Here is a 13921-nt window from a genome sequence, read left to right as displayed (position 1 = left end):
TCCGCGTCACTTCCCGGCCAGAACCGCCTTGATCGCCTCCACCACGTCCATCACATCATCGAATGTCATGTCCGGGAAGAGCGGCAGCGAGCAGATCCTGTCGCTGTTGTACTCCGTCGCCGGCAGCATGCCCGGCCGGAACCCCATCACTTCACGATAGTATTTCTGCAGATGGGCGCACCGGAAGTGCAGACCGGTTCCAATATTCCGCGCCTTCAGAGCGGTCATGAAGCTGTCGCGGTCGATCTTCGGCGTATCGACCCGCACCACAAAGAGATGCCACGCATGTCTGAACTCATAATCCGGATCGGCCAGCGGCCGGATCTCCGGAATTTCCGCAAGCTCCCTGCGATAGAGCATCGCCAGTTCCCGCCGCCGCATGTTGATGTTGACCAGCCGGGAAAGTTGCGACACCCCGATCGCCGCGCAGATGTCGGTCAGATTGTATTTGAACCCCGGTTCAATCACCTCTGCCTGCGGCGAGCGGCCGCGATTCTGCCGGTCGAAGGCGTCCATCCCGATGCCGTGAAATTTCCAGCGCCGCATCAGCGCGGCATCCTCTTCGCTGTTGGTCACAAACATGCCGCCTTCGCCGGTCGTCACGTTCTTGATCGCGTGAAATGAGTAGATCGCCGCCCCGGTCGAACCGATGTGCCGCCCTTTGTAATATGTACCGAGCGCATGAGCGGCATCCTCCACCACCGGAATTTCTCCCGCAACACGATAAATGCCGTCAAGATCGAGCGCGGCCCCGGCAAAATGCACCGGCACGATGAGTTTTGTGCGCGGCGTGATCTTCTCGGCGATGCTCTCCGGCGTCGCCAGCAGCGTCTCACGGTCAACTTCGCAGAAAACCGGCGTCGCTCCGGCCAGTACGATCATATTCACGATCGACACCCACGTCATCGACGGCGTAATGACCTCGTCGCCCGGGCCGATCTTCATGATCTTCAAAAGCAGATGCATCGCCGCCGTCGCGGACGAGACCGCCACTCCGAACCGGTTTCCCGTGATCTCGCACACGCCGGATTCCAACGCAGCGTTCTGCGGCCCGTTCGTGATCCATCCGGAACGCAGAACCTCGGTTACAGCTTGAATATCGGCCTCGTTGATTGCGGGCCGGGTGAACGGCAGAAATTCACTTCGCATAACGACTCCAACTCCTCTTTCCATGGGCCTTCAGCGACCCGTTTTATCCTTTTGCAGTTTCGCCTCGCGCCACAGCGCCTCCATCCGGTCGATGCCGGCCTTCTCCAGCGGAATCTTCTCCTCGGCAAGACGTCGCTCGATATAGCGGAACCGCGACTCGAACTTCCGGTTGGCCGCCCGCAGCAGCTCTTCCGAAGTGGCGCGCTTCCGAAAACGCGCAAGATTGGTCACAACAAAAAGCAGATCGCCGATCTCTTCGTCGACATGTTCCTCATCTCCCTCGGCCATCGCCTCCTTCAACTCGGCAAGCTCCTCCTCGATCTTCTCGACGATCCCTGCGGAACTGCTCCAGTCGAAGCCGACCTTTGCAGCCTTTTTCTGAAGTTTCTCCGCGCGGTTCAGACTGGTCAGATAGTGTCCCACGCCATCCAGGATCGACGTCTCACGCGGCTTGCCCGCGGCCGCCTTCTCCTGCGCCTTGATCTTCGTCCAGAGATCGGCCACGTCGGCGGCGGTCTCCGCCGTCTCAGTACCGAAAATGTGCGCGTGACGGCGCACCATCTTCTCCACAATGCCGCCGGCCATGTCCCGGTATGTGAATTCGCCGCGTTCGGAGGCGACCACACACTGAAACAGCACGTTCATGAAGAGATCCCCGAGCTCCTCGCAGATGTCCTGCGGATTGTCCCGGTCGATCGCATCAAGCAGTTCGGCGCACTCCTCGGCAAGACTGCGGCTCAGCGTCTGCCGGGTCTGTTCACGATCCCACGGACAACCGCCCGGCGCACGCAGCCGCTCAAGGATCGCCAGAAGCGATTCCGCCGTCGGTTCAAACTGTTCCACAGCATTCATCAGTACGAGAATCCCAGATTGAAGTGAAAACGCAACTTGTTCGACTCGTAATCCTGATTGTTCACGACCGGATAGGCGAGGTCGAGTTTGATCGGTGCGTTGATGATCGGCAGACGGATGCGAAGACCATAACCGACACCGACGTTGATCTCCGAAAGATCCATCTCAAACGAATTTTTCCACGCGTTGCCCACGTCGCAGAACACTGCTCCGCGCACCGGCCCCCAGATCGGATGCGTAACCTCGGCCGTCAGTTGCAGCATCGTCTGGCCGCCGTAGTTGTTGCCATGCCCGAAAGTCGGCGAAACCGAACGGTATTCGAACCCGCGCAACGAATCACTGCCGCCCAGGAAGTAGCGCTCGAAAATCGGCACATCCTTATCGCGGTTCACGGAAGCGACGGTCCCGATCTTGCCTCCGACCATCGCCACAATCGCCTTGTCGAAGAAGTTGTAATAGTAACTCCCCTTCGCCTCCAGCCGGTAGTAGTTGCTTGACGAACCGAGGAACTTCGGCGTGACCGAACTGAAGAGATCGATCATATAACCGCTGGTCGGATCCGTCAGGCTGTCGCGTGTGTCCCGCGTCAACGACAGGAACGGCTGGCTCACGAACTGCCCGTCGGTCTGTTTGTTCTCCCGCATATACTCCTTGAACCGGTGCGACACGTGATTGATCTTCACGTACTCGAATTTGTAGCCGGCCGAAATCGATGTGAAATCATCGAAGATCCGGTGCGACAGCGAGGTCCGGAATCCGACCCGGTTCTCGCGCCACTCGTCGTAGTCGACCATATTCATGAACCCGGAAACCTCAAACCGCAACGGGATGTCGAACAGCCACGGCTCGACAAAGTCCACGTTGAACCCCGCATTCTCAATGCCGAGCACCCCCTGAATGCGCATACGCTGACCACCGCCGTAAAACCAGTTGCCGGGATTCATGATGTCGAAGTTGTCCGTGGAAATCTCCGCCATGCCGAAGAAGTCACTGACATCCGACGCGCCCGCTCCGATCCGGAAATTATAGCGTGTCGGCTTCTCCGTCACCCGGAAGATCACATCCTTCTCGTCGAGCGCGTCGGCTCCGACCGGCTCAGCGGTCACATTCTCGAAATACCCCATGCCGAGCAATCGCTGGCGACTCACATCGATACGCGCCGGATCGACCGGATCGCCGTCGTGAATCACAAGCTCGCGCCGGATCACCTTGTCTTTCGTGTTGGTATTGCCGACGATCACCACCTGCCGGACGAAGGATTTCCGTCCTTCCGTAATCTCATAAACGATGTCGACCGTCTTGTTTTCGTAATCCTCGTGGCGAACCGGACGGCAGCTCATTTCCGAGTAGCCGAGCGAACCGTAGCGGGCGGAGATCCCGCGCACGCTCTCCTGTTCCGCACTGCTCGAAAAGGTCTCCCCTTCCTTCAGCCGCAGGTAGGGGGCGAGCTCCTCCTCCGTGAACACGGTGTTTCCGACGAAACTCTGACGGCCGACCTTGTAAGGTTCGCCTTCTGTGATCTTGAAGGTGAGGTTCACATATTCGGGATCCTCCGGATCCGGCGTGATCGCAATATCGTCGATCTTGAAGTCAAGATACCCTTTGTCATGGTATTTTTCCCGCAACCTTGCGCGATCGAGTTCAAGTTCACTGCGGTTGAACAATCCGTAGTTCAGGTAGTCGTTCACAAACGGAACCCAGTTCCAATAGGAGTACCGGTTCGCAATCGAGTGTTTCAGATTCCACTGAGAGAACACCTCGGCACCCTCAAAAGTAACGTTGTCGACCCGTTGCTTCAGATTTTCCTCGATCTGGAACACCAGCGTGACCGAACCATCCTCCGGATCCGGCAGAATCACCGGCGTGACGAGACTGTCGGAGAATCCCTTTTCCTGATAGAATTTCCGGAGATTCTGCGCGCTCTCCTGCACGGCCTTGTCATTCAGCAGCGCCCCTTCGGACTGCGTGAGCTGTTTCCCCAGTTCCACAGAGTTGAACTTCGCATTCCCCCTGATCTCGATCCGGCTGATCCGCGGCTTGAGCCGGAGTTTGAACGTGATCTTCACCTTGTCTCCCGGCAGCTCCTCCACCTCGGAAACCACATCGGCAAAGTTGCCGGTGTTGTAGAGACGCTTCACATCGGCGTCGAGAATCTCACGCGTATACTGAGCGCCCTTGTGCAACTGAACATTCAACCCGATCTGCTCCGGTGAAAGAAGCTGCACTCCCTGCTGCTCGAAACTGACCTCTTCCACCTCCGTCGCCCACGCTCCGGCCGCGGAAAGAATGAGAAAGGCCAGCACCCCGCCTGCTTTTTTTGCGAAATTCACGTTTGTACTCCCTATGCTGATCCGGCTCCGGAAGAGAAAACCCGCCCCTTACTGCGGGCAATCCTCCTCCTTGTACGGCGCGGCCGGAATAAACTCCATCTTCGTCGGGAAGAAAAGCAGTTTCAGAACCCCGGTCCGTCCATTACGGTTCTTTTCAATGATCCATTCGGCATCAACGCTCTGATCGGCGCTGGAAATTTCCTTTGCATCGTCCCGGTTGCGGTGCAGAAACGTCACGATGTCGGCATCCTGCTCGATCGTTCCGGATTCACGCAGATGAGCGAGCTTCGGGCGCGCACCGGCTCCGGCCGTCTTGTCCACCTCGCGGTTCAGCTGCGCCAGCACCAGAACCGGAATATTCAAATCCTTCGCGAGCGTCTTGATGCCGCTGGAGATCTCGGCGACCTCCTGCTGACGGCTGTCGGCGCGCCCGTCGGAATGCATAAGCTGCAGATAGTCGATTACAACGCACTCGATCCCCTCCTTCATCTTCAGCCGCCGCGCCTTCGCACGAAGTTCCGCGATGGTGAGGCCGCCTGTATCATCGATGAAGAGTTTCGCTTTCTGGAAAGTGGAAACCGCGTTCGTCATCTTCGTCAAATCACTGTCCAGAAAGGATTTGTTCCAGAACACCGACTCCGAGAGTCCCGCCTCGGTGCAGAGCAGTCGGCGCGCAATCTGCGCCGCGGTCATTTCCAGACTGAAAAACGCAACCTTCCGCGGGTGCGGCGAACGGGTCGGCAACACCAGATTCCGGATCAAATTCAGCGCGAGACTGGTCTTGCCGATGGAGGGCCGTGCCGCAAGAACAAACATTTCGCCGGGTTTCAAGCCGCCGGTGTAACTGTCCAGCTGAGCGAAACCGGTCGGAATGCCGACCTCGATTTCGCCGTTGTAAATCTTCATCAGAGTGCGGAATTCATCCGCGATGATATCCTGTACTTCGACATTGGAATGCTTGTCCTGATCACCGCGAACTTTATAAATATCGGTCTCGATCTGCTCGACCAGCCGTCCCGCATCGGCGTCGGGATCGTAACATTTGAGAAGCGACTCGCTGCAGACATCGATCATTTTCCGGAGAGTCGCGTATTTCTGGAGAATCTGACACCACGACTCGATGTTGACCGTGGTGGCGATGGAACCGTCGAGTTCAGCGAGAAAAACCTCGCCGCCGACGGCTTCAAGCTTGCCGAGCGTCTTGAGACGGTGGGCGACGGAAATAATGTCGACCGTCATCCCCGGATCGGCATGGAGTTCAAGAATAACCTGGTAAATTTCCCGATGCACATGCGAATAAAACACCTCCGGACTCCGGAAGTGTTCAATCGCAACATCCACACATGGATTGGGCTCCCGCAGCATTGCAGCAAGAACCGCCCGCTCCACAGACGGATCATGCGGCTGCGCCCGGTCGGGCAGAATTCCCGGAACCGGACGGGCCGCAGTTTTTTCGTCAAATGCCATGAGCCGTTCAGCCCCGGACAACCCAGACCTTCAGAGCAGCAGTGACATCCTGATGGAGCTTGGCCTCCACTTCAAACGTCCCGAGCGTCTTGATCGGATCCATCTTGATCCGGTTGTGATCGACCGTGATTCCCTGCGCCGCAAGCTGCTCGGCAACCATGCGGGCCGTGACCGAACCGAACAGCTGCTCGTCCTCGGTCGCCTGCATCGGAATCGACAGCTCGATTCCGGCGAGCTTTTCGGCCAGCGCCTTGGCGTCGGCAAGCTCCTGCGCCCGACGGGCCGCGATCTGCACCTTGCGCGACTCGATCAGCCGCAACGTTCCCGGCGTCGCCTTCGCCGCCAGCTTGCGCGGCAGCAGAAAGTTGCGGGCGTACCCCGGAGCAACCTGCACTTCATCCCCGGCAAGACCGAGGTTCTCGACATCATCGAGGAGGATCAGTTTCACGTGAGCCATATTCTATTTCCCCCTTGTGTAATTAGTAGACCAGCGCAATGATGCGGGCGCGCTTGACGGCGGTCGCAAGCATCTTCTGGTGATCGAGGCAGGTTCCGGTGATCCGACGCGGCATGATCTTGCCTTTTTCGGTCTGGAACTTGCTCAGGGTTTCGGCGTCCTTGAAGTCAATGTACGTGACCTTCGCTTCGCAGAAACGGCAAATCTTCGGCTTCGCCGGCGATCTGCGGCGACCTTGTCTCTTCGGCTGCATAATTTGTGATACCTTTCGTTATAAATTCACTTCGAAAAATTTTCTTCTCTCTCGGCCGGGATTCAACTGCCCGGCGGGCGATGTTTTCAGAACGGGATGTCGTCTTCCATCCCCTCGTCGGGATTGAAGGCGCCATCCGGCATCGGCGGCATCTCAGGCTGCGGAGCGCGCGGCATCACACCCTGATTCTGCTGCGGAGCACGCGGCATCCCCCCCTGATTCTGACGCGGCTGATACTGACGCGGCTGCCCGTAGGAGTTTCCTCCCTGCGGCATCTGACCGCCTCCGTAGGAATTCCCGCCGTCATATCCCTGATTGTAAGAGCCGCCGGACTGACCGTCGTTGCCGGGACGCCGGCTCAGGAACTGAACCTGCTCGGCAACCACACGCAGACGCGAACGCTTTCCGCCGCCGTTGCGGTCTTCCCACTGGTCAAGTTGAAGACGCCCCTCGATCATCACCTGGGAACCCTTCTCAAGAAACTGACGGCAACTTTCCGCACTGCGCCCCCAGACCACGATGTCGACAAAGCACGGCTCCTCGACCTCCTGCCCGTTTCCGGATGTATAACGCCGGTTCACGGCAATGCCGAACTCACAAACAGCCGAGCCGCTCGGCAATGCCCGCAAATCGGGATCCCGGGTCAGGTTACCCAGCAGAAAAACCTTGTTCAGTGACGCCATTTTCGACCTCCGGGGTTCCTGTTTCTTTACAATCAGACCTTCGCAACACCTTGCTCTTACTCAAGATTGAGTTTGATCGGCCCCTCTTCGGCCGTCTCCGGACGGTCGCAGACGAGGATCATATTGCGCAGAATCCGATCGTCGAGCTTGTACTTGTCCTTGATCTCGATGACCTTCGCCGGCTCAAGTTCAAAGATGAAGTCAAAATAGATACCCGCCTTGCGCTTGTTGATCTCATAGGTGAACTGGCGGCGCCCCATCGGCGTCGAGGACTCCAGTTTGCCGCCGAGAGAGGCGATCAGTTCCGCGAATTCCTTGATGAAGGCCGCGCCCTCGTCATCCGTCCTGCGGATGTCCAGAATGAATACAGCTTCGTATTTCTTCAAAATAAACCTCTTACTGTGGTTGGGTTGTTTTTTCCTCGTCTTCGACGGGAGGCGCCCACGCATTGAACTTGTTCATTGCACGGCTCATCCCGCCGGTCAACGCCGCGCGAACCGCTTCCGCCGCCGCATCCAGCGACTGATTGAAACGCTCCGCCTCCGCACCGTCGAACTTCGACAGCACATAATCGACCGTTCCGCTCTTTTCCGGGCGGCCGACCCCGATCCGGAGCCGCCTGAACGACGAACTCCCGAGTTCGGCAATCACGGACTTGAGTCCGTTATGACCGCCGTCCGACCCGCCGGTCCGCAGCCGAAGCCGCCCCACCGGCAGATCCAGATCGTCGGAGATGACCAGCACCTCCTCAGGGGCGATCCCCGCCTTCCGCGCAAAACCTGCTACCGCAAGCCCGCTCAAATTCATGAACGTCTGCGGCTTCTGTAGATACAGCGGCCGCCCCCGGAACATTCCGGCATGTACATAACTCTGCGCAACATGCCGCATTTCAAACCGGCCCGCCGGAAATCCGGCCAGCAACCGGTCGATCACCATGAATCCGGCATTGTGGCGGGTCCCATCGTACTCCTCCCCGGGATTGCCGAGGCCCACCACCAGAAGAATTCGTTCATTTTCTCCGTTGCCCATCGCCGGACTCCGTGCACGATTCAGGCGGATTACTTCGCCTCGTCGTCAGCCTTCTTCTCCTTGATCGCCTCGGGCTCGGTCGCGGCTTCCTCCGCAGGCGCCTCAGGCTCTTCCTTCGGGCGGACCACATGCGCCACAACCGCTTCCGGATCGAGATCCGTCCGGACACCTTCCGGCATGACCAGATCCTTCACATGCAGCTGGTCGCCGATATCCAGCGAGGAAACTTCCGCCGCAATGCTCTCCGGCAGATGATCCGGATGGCAGATCACTTCAATCTCATGCAGCTCGAACTCGAGGATGCCGCCATGGTTCACGCCGATGCATTCGCCATGCGCATGCACCGGAACCATCGCGGTCAGATCCGCATTCACGTCAACTTCCTGGAAGTCGATGTGCTGCACATAATTCTTCAGGTGGTTGAACTGAACCTCCTTGACCAGCGCGCTGCTCTTCGCCGCGCCGTCAACCAGCGTGACCATCTGCACGTGGTGGCCGGCAAGGACCTTCCAGGCGTCGGCGTCGACCATGATCGACTTCGCCTCTTTCCCCTTGCTGTAGACGACCGCCGGAATCATGCCGGCCTTGCGGGCACGGCGGGAAGCGCACTTCCCGAACTCCTTGCGGGCCTGCACCGCGATCTCATTGTTGACTTTGCTCATGGAACCCCTTTCTTGACTTCTTTTTTGGTAATTTTATGAGCGCTGAATCAGTGGTTGATATAAAAAAGCGACGAAACCGACTTGCCATCGTGAATGCGCCGGATCGCCTCCCCGAGCAGCGGAGCGACCGAAATCACCTTGATCCGTCCGCCAAGGTCGTCGATCACCGGAACCGCATCGGTCGTCACAAGCTGCTCGATCTCCGGCGTAGCCAGCAACTTCTCCTTGCCGGAATCGTTGAGCATGCAGTGCGATACCGCCGCATAGACCTTCTTCGCTCCGTTCGCCTTCAAAATCTTCGCCGCAGCGCAGAGCGTACCGGCCGTGCTCGTCAAATCGTCGGTGATGACGCAGATCTTGTCCTTCACATCGCCGACCAGGTGGCTCGACGCAACCGTGGTCGCATTGATCCGCCGCTTCGTCACGACCGCGAATCCGGCCTCAAGCATGTCGCCATAATTCATCGCCATCTTCGCGGAACCCGAATCGGGAGCCACGACCACGCCATCGGTGCCGATCAGCTTCTTCAAATACGGAACCAGCACCGGACGCGCATAAAGATGGTCCATCGGAATGTCGAAGAACCCCTGAATCTGCTGCGAGTGAAGATCCATCGTGATGATCCGGTCGGCGCCCGCTTCGGTAATCAGATTCGCCACGAGTTTCGCGGTGATCGGCACCCGCGGCTTGTCCTTGCGGTCCTGCCGGGCATACCCGAAGTAGGGCAGAACAGCGGTGATCCTCGCTGCGCTCGCGCGGCGCGCGGCGTCGATCATGATGAGCAGTTCCATCAAATTGTCATTGGGCGGCTTGCACGTCGGCTGAATCAGAAACGCATCGGCACGGCGGACATTCTCCTCGAACTGCACGAAATACTCCCCGTCGGGGAAGTGGGTGAGATGAACCTTGCCCAGACTGATCCCGAGATAATTCGCGATCTGCTGCGACAGCTCCGGATGCGCGCTGCCGGAGTACACACAAATGTGCTTTGCCTCTTCCATTTGGACTTCCATTGTTTTTGCATTTAGCCATTCGGAAACCCTGCCGGGAGGCGGAAAGAAGGCGGAAACAGCCCTCTGTTTCCATCCAAGGCCCCACGGTGCGGCGACCGTTCTCCCCGCGGGAATTCCCGGCCGCTTTCGATCCGTACAACGGATCAAGGTCTCACAAATATGCCTTTTTTATTGAACAACAGTTTTTACTATATCACCAGTATGAACACTTTACAAGCCGCTCCGCGATTTTTCGTCACAGAAAGTCGCGAAACGCCAGTACATGATAACCTTCCCGCCGCAGAAACCGCATCTGACGGACAAACGTCTCCGGCGGCGTATCGACCCAGGGATGAAGCGAATCCGGCACTCCGTGATACACCAGCACCGGCACTCCGCCCTGCTCCCCGTACGAGAGCGCCCGGAGAAAATTCGAGCCGTCCGCTCCATGAACGGCGACCGCCGGAACCAGAAACGGATCGTCCACGCCCGGAACCCACGCACGATCCTCCACCTTCCGTCCGAACCGAAACCCGAGCCGTGCCAGCAGCTCCGGCCCGTAATCCGCCGCCGGACCACCCGGATAGGCGAAAGAGCAACTGCGCGGCAACCCGACATCGCGGAAACGCGCCTCGAGCGCCTCGATTTCGCGTTCACACTCCGCCGGGCCGATCTCGCCGAGACCTGCGTGCGTAAGCGTGTGGTTCGCAGTCTCGAATCCGGCCGCATCGAGCGAACGGATCTCCTCCCAGGTCATATACTGTCGCTTGTTCACCGCAAAATCCGGAGGAAATTCACACAGAAAAAACGTCGCATGAAATCCAAGCTCCACCAGCAGCGGCGCAACGAACGACGCATGGTTCGAGACGGCGTCATCGAAGGTCAGCACCACGGTTTTCCGCTCCATTCACCACCTCCGGGTCATTTCCAATTGCGCTGCCGGGCCGCCTCGTAAAGCAGAATGGTCGTGGCAGTCGCAACGTTCAGCGAATCGATTTTTCCGAGCATCGGAATGCGCACCGGCAAATCCGAATGTTTCATCCACAACTCCGTCAATCCGGTCTGTTCGGTTCCGACCACGATCGCGACCGCCTGCGTCATGTCGACGTCGGTGTAAATCGTATCGGTGTGCGGCGTCGCCGCCAGAGTCCGGATGCCATGCTCCCGCAGCCACGCGAGCGCCTCCTCGTTCTCCGCCTCGGCCAGCGGCACGGAAAAAAGCGCTCCGGTGCTTGCGCGGATCACATTCGGGTTGTAGAGGTCCGTGCACTTGTTGCAGATGATGAGCCCGTCGACCCCGGCGGCATCGGCGCTGCGCAAAATCGACCCGAGATTGCCGGGCTTCTCGACCGCCTCCGCCACGAGGTAAAGGCCGTTCTCGACCACCGGCAGATCCGCGAGCGTATGGCGCTTCATCTTCGCAATCGCGATGAGCCCCTCCGGCCGCTCGCGGTAGGCCATCTTCTCAAGCAGATGGGGAGCGACCTCCACTACGCGCACGCCCTCCAACGCGAGCGTCTCAAGCAGAGGATACTCGTTTTCCCCGAGAAAGTGCGACGGAGAAAAGAAGCACTCCACGAGTTCCATCCCATACTCGCGGGCGCGTGTCAGCTCGCGGTATCCTTCGAGCACCGTGAGCTGCTCCTTTTCGCGCGGCCGCCGGTCGCGCAGTTTGATGACATGCTTGATTGCCTCGTTCTGGGCACTTGTGATTTTGACGAACTCCATATTCCAAACCTCCCGCCGTTTCCGGCCGACTGACCCGTCATTTTCCCGTCATTTTATCCGTCATTTCCCCGACGCTTTCAATGCGGCGAGCGCAACACGCAACCCGTCCGCGGCCGCCGACATGATTCCACCGGCGCAGCCGACCCCTTCCCCTGCCGGATAAAGTCCGGTCAGATTCGACTCGAATCGAACCGGATCGCGTAAAAATCGCAACGGACTTGAAACGCAGGTTTCGAGCCCTGCAAGTTTTCCGTACCGGATGAACCCCGGATTTCCGCGGTCGAAGCGGCGGAGCGCCGCCCGCAGTGCGACGACCAGCATCTCCGGCGCGAGTCGATCGATCCGGCCGGGCACGATCCCGGTCGCGGCGCCGGTCCGGCGCATGGAAAGCCCCGGACGCCCCGACAGAAACGCCGCCGCATCCTGTGCCGGAAGCGTGTAGTCCGCTCCGCCCGCTTCGAAAAAACGGGACTCCAACCCGGCGAGAAACCGGTAAATTTCCGCCACATTTCCGAAATTTCCGGGCTGAAAGGTCGTGATGAGGCAACCGTTCGCAAACTCTCCGGCACGCGCGTAGTCGCTCATGCCGTTCGTAACGGAGCGGCCGCGCCAGGCGGTCGCGTTCAGAATCTCCCCGCCCGGGCACATGCAGAATGAACTTACGCCGGGGACATCGTCACACGAACGTGACACGAGATGATACTCCGCCGCCCCGAGCGCAGCCGGACGGCTTTCAACATGGTACATGGCCCGGTCGATGAAATCCTGCGGATGTTCGATCCGGCAGCCGAGCTGAAAAGGCTTGAGAGTGCATGCCGCCCCCTGTTCCGCCATACGCAGCACAAGCGACCGTCCGCCGAGCCCGGGAGCCATCACCACCGCGGGAGCCTCCAGCCGTTCCCCTCCGGCAAGTTCGACCCCGGCACACCGCCCGTTTTTCAACAGCAAACCGGTCACTTCCGCTCCGAACCGGAACGTCCCGCCGAGAGCCGAAATCCGTTCCCGCAAATTCGCGGCAACCGTCCGCAGCCGGTCGGAACCGATGTGCGGACGCTTCAGATAACGAATCTCAGGTGGCGCGCCTGCCTCCACATAAGCATTCAAAATAAAAGCCGCATGTCCATCGCGGGTTCCGGTGTAAAGTTTCCCATCGGAAAAAGTTCCTGCCCCCCCCTCACCGATGAGCAGGTTGCTCGCCTCGTCGAGCATGCGCTCCCGCTGGAATGTCCGGTAATCGGCACACCGCTCCTCCACCGGACGGCCGCGATCGAGAATCAGCGGCTTCGCTCCCGCCAGCGCAAACGCGAGAGCCGCAAAAATCCCGGCCGGCCCGGTTCCGACCACGATCGGATGAAGCAAAGTTCCGCCCTCCGGCAGTTCCAGCCGGGGCGCTCCGTAAAGATCGACGGGAGCATCGCCCTCGTCGACATCAAGTTCGAGGTTGTAAAGAAGCATCGGCCGACCGCGCCGCGCATCGAGACTTCTGGCGGTAATCTTCCAGTTGCGCAGTCGGCGCAGGTCGATCCCTTCCATCCCCGCCGCGAGTTCGGCGACCCTGTCGTCAATGTCGGCGGGAGCTCTGGTTGAGTCGACTTTGAATCCGGTGATTCGGCGGATCACTTTTCCATTTCCCGGTCGCGCTGTTCCTTCTGCTCGCGCACGCTTGTAAGCATCCCCTTCTTGTTTCCGTCACCGTCCGCGGCAGCGCCGGGAGCCGGGGTTTCGCCGCTTTGAAGCGCCTCGTCCAGCTCCTGCTTCGCCTTCTCCTCTTCGGCGACGGCAGTGGCGGTCTCGAACAGCTCCGTGAGCCGTTCACGGCATGCCTTGTTGCGGCCCGACTGGAACGAGAAGAAATTGATCGTTCTGGTCACCGCCATGAGATTCGAAGTCGAACGCTTCTGAACCGAGTCCGCCGAAAGGCCGAGCGGAAGCCCCGACCGGATCGGCGTCAGGCAGATCACCACACCGATGAAACTGATCAGAATCGAACCGGTGAACAAACCGAACAATGCCCCCCCGATCCGATCCACCCACTGCTGAAATACATAGTGATTCCCCTTCGGATTCAGCGAGGAGTAGATCATCGTCAGCACGACGAACAGCACACCGCCCGTCACGAGAACCGCTATCGCCGACTGATACGCCGACACCGCCGCAGGCAGAAACCCGAACACCGGAGCAATCAGTTTCTCGCTCCAGAGTCCGAGGTAAGCTGCAAACGAAAAACAGATGAACTTCGAAAACGAACGGTAGAGCAGACGCTGAAAACCCAGCACCGCAAACACCACCGGAACACCCCAGGAAAGCAGCAGTTCCATC

Annotated in this window: 15 protein-coding genes; all 15 read right to left on the bottom strand. The window is 59.0% G+C overall.

All coding sequences use genetic code 11. From position 1 onward, the window contains the following. Nucleotides 1–6: 6 nt before the first annotated feature. The gene (locus tag Q0K10_RS02680) at nt 7–1149 is read right to left on the bottom strand and encodes an aminotransferase class I/II-fold pyridoxal phosphate-dependent enzyme (RefSeq protein ID WP_294502831.1); all 1143 of its coding nucleotides are present in this window, start codon (nt 1147–1149) and stop codon (nt 7–9) included. 30 nt (nt 1150–1179) lie between these two features. Beyond that, nucleotides 1180–2001, bottom strand: a complete 822-nt coding sequence (gene mazG / locus Q0K10_RS02675; protein WP_294502829.1) for a nucleoside triphosphate pyrophosphohydrolase — start codon at nt 1999–2001, stop codon at nt 1180–1182. Further along, complete coding sequence (gene bamA, locus Q0K10_RS02670) at nt 2001–4331, bottom strand: outer membrane protein assembly factor BamA (RefSeq protein ID WP_294502827.1); 2331 nt, start codon at nt 4329–4331, stop codon at nt 2001–2003. The genes mazG and bamA overlap by 1 nt, the downstream gene beginning before the upstream one ends. Before the next feature lie 48 nt (nt 4332–4379). Next, nucleotides 4380–5798: a replicative DNA helicase gene (gene dnaB / locus Q0K10_RS02665; protein ID WP_294502825.1), complete on the bottom strand. Its 1419-nt coding sequence runs from the start codon at nt 5796–5798 to the stop codon at nt 4380–4382. A gap of 7 nt (nt 5799–5805) precedes the next feature. Continuing rightward, on the bottom strand, nt 5806–6255 hold the full coding sequence (rplI, locus tag Q0K10_RS02660) for a 50S ribosomal protein L9 (RefSeq protein ID WP_294502823.1): 450 nt from the start codon (nt 6253–6255) through the stop codon (nt 5806–5808). 22 nt (nt 6256–6277) lie between these two features. Then, nucleotides 6278–6508 carry a 30S ribosomal protein S18 gene (gene rpsR, locus Q0K10_RS02655; RefSeq protein ID WP_294502821.1) on the bottom strand — a complete coding sequence of 77 codons (231 nt, stop codon included), beginning with the start codon at nt 6506–6508 and terminating at the stop codon, nt 6278–6280. 86 nt (nt 6509–6594) lie between these two features. After that, a complete protein-coding gene (ssb, locus tag Q0K10_RS02650) occupies nt 6595–7191 on the bottom strand; it encodes a single-stranded DNA-binding protein (protein WP_294502819.1) in 597 nt (198 codons plus the stop codon). Between the two features lie 56 nt (nt 7192–7247). After that, nucleotides 7248–7577: a 30S ribosomal protein S6 gene (gene rpsF, locus Q0K10_RS02645; RefSeq protein WP_294502817.1), complete on the bottom strand. Its 330-nt coding sequence runs from the start codon at nt 7575–7577 to the stop codon at nt 7248–7250. A gap of 10 nt (nt 7578–7587) precedes the next feature. Further along, complete coding sequence (gene pth, locus Q0K10_RS02640; RefSeq protein WP_294502814.1) at nt 7588–8220, bottom strand: aminoacyl-tRNA hydrolase; 633 nt, start codon at nt 8218–8220, stop codon at nt 7588–7590. Between the two features lie 29 nt (nt 8221–8249). Further along, entirely contained in the window at nt 8250–8882 is a 633-nt protein-coding gene (locus Q0K10_RS02635; RefSeq protein WP_294502811.1) for a 50S ribosomal protein L25, read from the bottom strand. A 47-nt stretch (nt 8883–8929) separates the two neighbouring features. After that, a complete protein-coding gene (locus tag Q0K10_RS02630) occupies nt 8930–9883 on the bottom strand; it encodes a ribose-phosphate pyrophosphokinase (protein ID WP_294502809.1) in 954 nt (317 codons plus the stop codon). Nucleotides 9884–10130: 247 nt separating this feature from the next. Beyond that, nucleotides 10131–10781 carry a polysaccharide deacetylase family protein gene (locus tag Q0K10_RS02625; protein WP_294502807.1) on the bottom strand — a complete coding sequence of 217 codons (651 nt, stop codon included), beginning with the start codon at nt 10779–10781 and terminating at the stop codon, nt 10131–10133. 14 nt (nt 10782–10795) lie between these two features. Beyond that, nucleotides 10796–11602, bottom strand: a complete 807-nt coding sequence (locus Q0K10_RS02620) for an RNA methyltransferase (RefSeq protein WP_294502805.1) — start codon at nt 11600–11602, stop codon at nt 10796–10798. Between the two features lie 60 nt (nt 11603–11662). Further along, nucleotides 11663–13222: an FAD-dependent oxidoreductase gene (locus tag Q0K10_RS02615; RefSeq protein ID WP_294502802.1), complete on the bottom strand. Its 1560-nt coding sequence runs from the start codon at nt 13220–13222 to the stop codon at nt 11663–11665. Further along, the gene (locus tag Q0K10_RS02610) at nt 13219–13920 is read right to left on the bottom strand and encodes a CvpA family protein (protein WP_294502800.1); all 702 of its coding nucleotides are present in this window, start codon (nt 13918–13920) and stop codon (nt 13219–13221) included. Before Q0K10_RS02610 ends, Q0K10_RS02615 begins: the two co-directional genes overlap by 4 nt. Between the last annotated feature and the right edge of the window lies 1 nt (nt 13921).

Source organism: uncultured Victivallis sp. (assembly GCF_944391105.1).
GTDB lineage: Bacteria > Verrucomicrobiota > Lentisphaeria > Victivallales > Victivallaceae > Victivallis.
Note: the sequence above shows the minus strand (reverse complement) of the source record. Positions and strands in the feature narration are given on the sequence as shown.

Coding starts and splice junctions, on each gene's coding strand:
- Q0K10_RS02625 (WP_294502807.1), bottom strand. CDS start 10,781: ATGGAGCGGAAAACCGTGGTGCTGACCTTCGATGACGCCGTCTCGAAC.
- Q0K10_RS02610 (WP_294502800.1), bottom strand. CDS start 13,920: ATGGAACTGCTGCTTTCCTGGGGTGTTCCGGTGGTGTTTGCGGTGCTG.
- Q0K10_RS02620 (WP_294502805.1), bottom strand. CDS start 11,602: ATGGAGTTCGTCAAAATCACAAGTGCCCAGAACGAGGCAATCAAGCAT.
- mazG (WP_294502829.1), bottom strand. CDS start 2,001: ATGAATGCTGTGGAACAGTTTGAACCGACGGCGGAATCGCTTCTGGCG.
- Q0K10_RS02630 (WP_294502809.1), bottom strand. CDS start 9,883: ATGGAAGAGGCAAAGCACATTTGTGTGTACTCCGGCAGCGCGCATCCG.
- rpsR (WP_294502821.1), bottom strand. CDS start 6,508: ATGCAGCCGAAGAGACAAGGTCGCCGCAGATCGCCGGCGAAGCCGAAG.
- Q0K10_RS02635 (WP_294502811.1), bottom strand. CDS start 8,882: ATGAGCAAAGTCAACAATGAGATCGCGGTGCAGGCCCGCAAGGAGTTC.
- pth (WP_294502814.1), bottom strand. CDS start 8,220: ATGGGCAACGGAGAAAATGAACGAATTCTTCTGGTGGTGGGCCTCGGC.
- Q0K10_RS02680 (WP_294502831.1), bottom strand. CDS start 1,149: ATGCGAAGTGAATTTCTGCCGTTCACCCGGCCCGCAATCAACGAGGCC.
- ssb (WP_294502819.1), bottom strand. CDS start 7,191: ATGGCGTCACTGAACAAGGTTTTTCTGCTGGGTAACCTGACCCGGGAT.
- rplI (WP_294502823.1), bottom strand. CDS start 6,255: ATGGCTCACGTGAAACTGATCCTCCTCGATGATGTCGAGAACCTCGGT.
- dnaB (WP_294502825.1), bottom strand. CDS start 5,798: ATGGCATTTGACGAAAAAACTGCGGCCCGTCCGGTTCCGGGAATTCTG.